Origin of the sequence: Lachnoclostridium sp. An169, from assembly GCF_002160525.1 — a bacterium.
GTDB lineage: Bacteria > Bacillota > Clostridia > Lachnospirales > Lachnospiraceae > Mediterraneibacter > Mediterraneibacter cottocaccae.
This window is the reverse complement of sequence record NZ_NFKT01000068.1, coordinates 1-2848: the sequence shown is the minus strand read 5'-3', so window position 1 is coordinate 2848 and position 2848 is coordinate 1. Positions and strand designations below refer to the sequence as shown.

Annotated in this window: 2 protein-coding genes; both read left to right on the top strand. The window is 51.1% G+C overall.

Going from position 1 to position 2848, the window contains the following annotated elements; all coding sequences use genetic code 11:
- Nucleotides 1-138: 138 nt before the first annotated feature.
- Complete coding sequence (locus B5F07_RS22080; RefSeq protein WP_087163324.1) at nucleotides 139-1659, top strand: D-alanyl-D-alanine carboxypeptidase family protein; 1521 nt, start codon at nucleotides 139-141, stop codon at nucleotides 1657-1659.
- Nucleotides 1660-1711: 52 nt separating this feature from the next.
- Nucleotides 1712-2731: an alpha/beta hydrolase gene (locus B5F07_RS22075; protein WP_087163323.1), complete on the top strand. Its 1020-nt coding sequence runs from the start codon at nucleotides 1712-1714 to the stop codon at nucleotides 2729-2731.
- Nucleotides 2732-2848 lie beyond the last annotated feature (117 nt).

Here is a 2848-nt window from a genome sequence, read left to right as displayed (position 1 = left end):
ATTATTTTGAAACTTCAACATAATGATGCCCCCTTTCTTATTTATATTCCCTATAAATAGAATAGCACATTTTGTTGGAGTTTCTTATTTTAACTAGCACAACGGGTTATATTAAAGTAAAGATTTTGGAGACAAATTATGAAAAAAGGCGTAAAAAAGCTGCTGTCAGTTGTTCTGGCAGCAGTTATGATACTGTCCCCCGCAGCAACTGTCTTTGCGGAGGGAGAATCTGATTCAGGTACGGCTGCGGATGCTGCAGCACAGACAGATGGCGGTACAGGGACGGATACCGGCGCGGGAACAGATGCCCAGGCGCAGACAGATGCCCAGGCACAGACAGATACCGGGACAGCGGAGCCTCTTGACCGGGAGACGGAGCGGCAGAACGGCTACGCCATGATTCCGGACACCAACAATCTGACCGGATGGCCGGCAGGTCCGCAGACATACGGGCATGCGGCGATTGTCATGGATATGAACAGCGGCGCCATTGTCTATGGAAAAAACATCAATGAGAAACGCTATCCGGCAAGTATTACAAAGCTTCTTACAGCGCTTGTTGCCCTGGGAAATTCCAGCCTGACCGATCAGGTGACCATCACAGAGGACAGTATCAGCTGCCTGACAAGAGGAGATGCCCATATCGGCATGCAGCCCGGAGAGATCATCAGCATGGAGGATGCTCTCTACGCACTTCTGCTCGCCTCGGCAAATGAAGTGGCGCATGCCATCGCCGAGACAGTAGGGAAAGAAATGGGCGGGGATTATAATACGTTTATCCAGGCCATGAATGACAAGGCTCAGGAACTGGGCTGTACGAATTCACACTGGGTGAATCCGAACGGGCTTCACGATGACCAGCATTATACGACAGCGCATGACATGGCACTGATTGCCGCGGCGGTTTACCAGTATGACGAGTTCCGCAAGATTACCCAGACCATGAGCTACACGATCGGCCCTACCAATCTCGTCAACGAAAGCAGAACTTTTCAGCAGAAGCACATGATGCTTGCTTCCTGGGATGAGGACTATTATGAATATGCAACAGGCGGAAAGACCGGTTATACGGACAAGTCCCGGACCACTCTTGTCACCATGGCGGACAACGGGGAACTGGAGCTTGCGGCTGTTGTGCTCTATGATTTCGGCGCGGATGCCTATGCGGACACCCGTGCGATGTTTGAATATGCATTTAATAATTTTTCAAAGGTAATGTTAAAGGATCAGGAGAAGCCGGAAGAGATAGCTTCTTACAGTGATGAAGACGCCTATGTGCTTCTCCCTGCAGGAGTCAGTTTCTCGGCTCTTAAGAAGAACATTACGGTAAAAGATGCGTCTCAGGGATCTGGAACGGTCACGTATACTTATGAGGGACAGAATGTGGGGAGTGCGGATGTGGTACTTGCCTCGGACTATGTGACTTCCGTGACCGGAAAGACAGATCCGGATACTGCAGCGCAGAGCGAGAAAGAAGATCAGGGATTCCCGCTGTGGGCGAAGATCCTGATCGGCTGTGCAGCAGGCGTCGTTGTTGTGTTTGCGGCGCTGACAGGCTTCCTTCTGTACAGAAGACAGAAGCGCCGCCGGATGCGCAGAAGAAGGAAACAGCGCCGGAGAAGCCAGACCCGGAGCCGGAGTCATCAGAGGCGCAGATAGCGGAGAACATGGAGACGAAAAAAATCAGGGTTATTCAGGAGGACACAAAAAGATGAAACAACAGGAGAAGATAACAATCTGGAAAGAAAACGAGTACGATTATCCGCTTGCATTCGGATTTGTTCCGAATATCGTGAGCTATCTTCACGACGATGAACAGATTCGCCCGTGCATGCTGGTAGTTCCGGGAGGCGGATACTGCGTGGTGTCGCCGACGGAGGGAGAGATCGTAGCTAAGAAATTTTATGAGAAAGGGTATCAGGCGTTTGTGCTGACGTACACGACCAACATGCTCATGATGGAGCCCCTGAAGAAGCAGCCCATGCAGGATCTTTCCAGGGCCATCCGCTATATCAGAAAACATGCGGAAGAGTTCTGCGTGGATCCGGAGAAACTGGTGATCTGCGGATTCTCGGCAGGCGGACATCTCTGCGCAAGCGTCTGTGTGCATTATGGGGATGTGCAGGATGAATGTGAAGAATATCAGAATATTTCCAACCGTCCGGATGCGGCGATCCTTTCCTACCCGGTGATCACCTCGGGAGAAAAGGCACATAAAGGTTCTTTCTGCGCGCTGCTCGGGATGAAGCCGGACCCGGAGACCGGAGAGCCGGTCTGCACGGCGTCGGATGAGGAACTGGAATATATGTCTCTGGAAAAGCATGTTACTCCCGATACGCCGCCGTGTTTCCTGTGGCAGACAGTGACGGACGAGGCTGTACCGGTAGAGAACAGTTACATGTTTGCGGAGAGCTGCCGCAAAAACGGAGTGCTCCATGCGCACCATGTGTTTTCACAGGGAAAACACGGCCTTTCCCTTGCAAATGATGACTGGAAAGAGGGAAGATACGGAGAGCCCTATACCATGGAACAGACGACGAACCTGGTGCAGGCGGTCAGAGACGGAAAAGTTCCCATGCCGGAAGATGCAAAAGAAGCCTTCCTGAAAAACTTCGGAGACATGCAGAACCTGAATGACGGGTCTGACAGGCAGCCCAGTAAAGAAGTGGCAGTCTGGCCGGATCTGGCGGCAGAGTGGCTGGAATATGCCTGCAAAATGACATGTAATTAGACAGAAACCTTGAGTTTCCGCAAACTGCATTGAAAAGATAGATATGTCCTCTCCAAGTACCAATCTGCCGTTTTTTTTGAGAGCTCTCGAATGGCAGTACCGAGAATAGAGGCACTT

Coding starts and splice junctions, on each gene's coding strand:
- B5F07_RS22080 (WP_087163324.1), top strand. CDS start 139: ATGAAAAAAGGCGTAAAAAAGCTGCTGTCAGTTGTTCTGGCAGCAGTT.
- B5F07_RS22075 (WP_087163323.1), top strand. CDS start 1,712: ATGAAACAACAGGAGAAGATAACAATCTGGAAAGAAAACGAGTACGAT.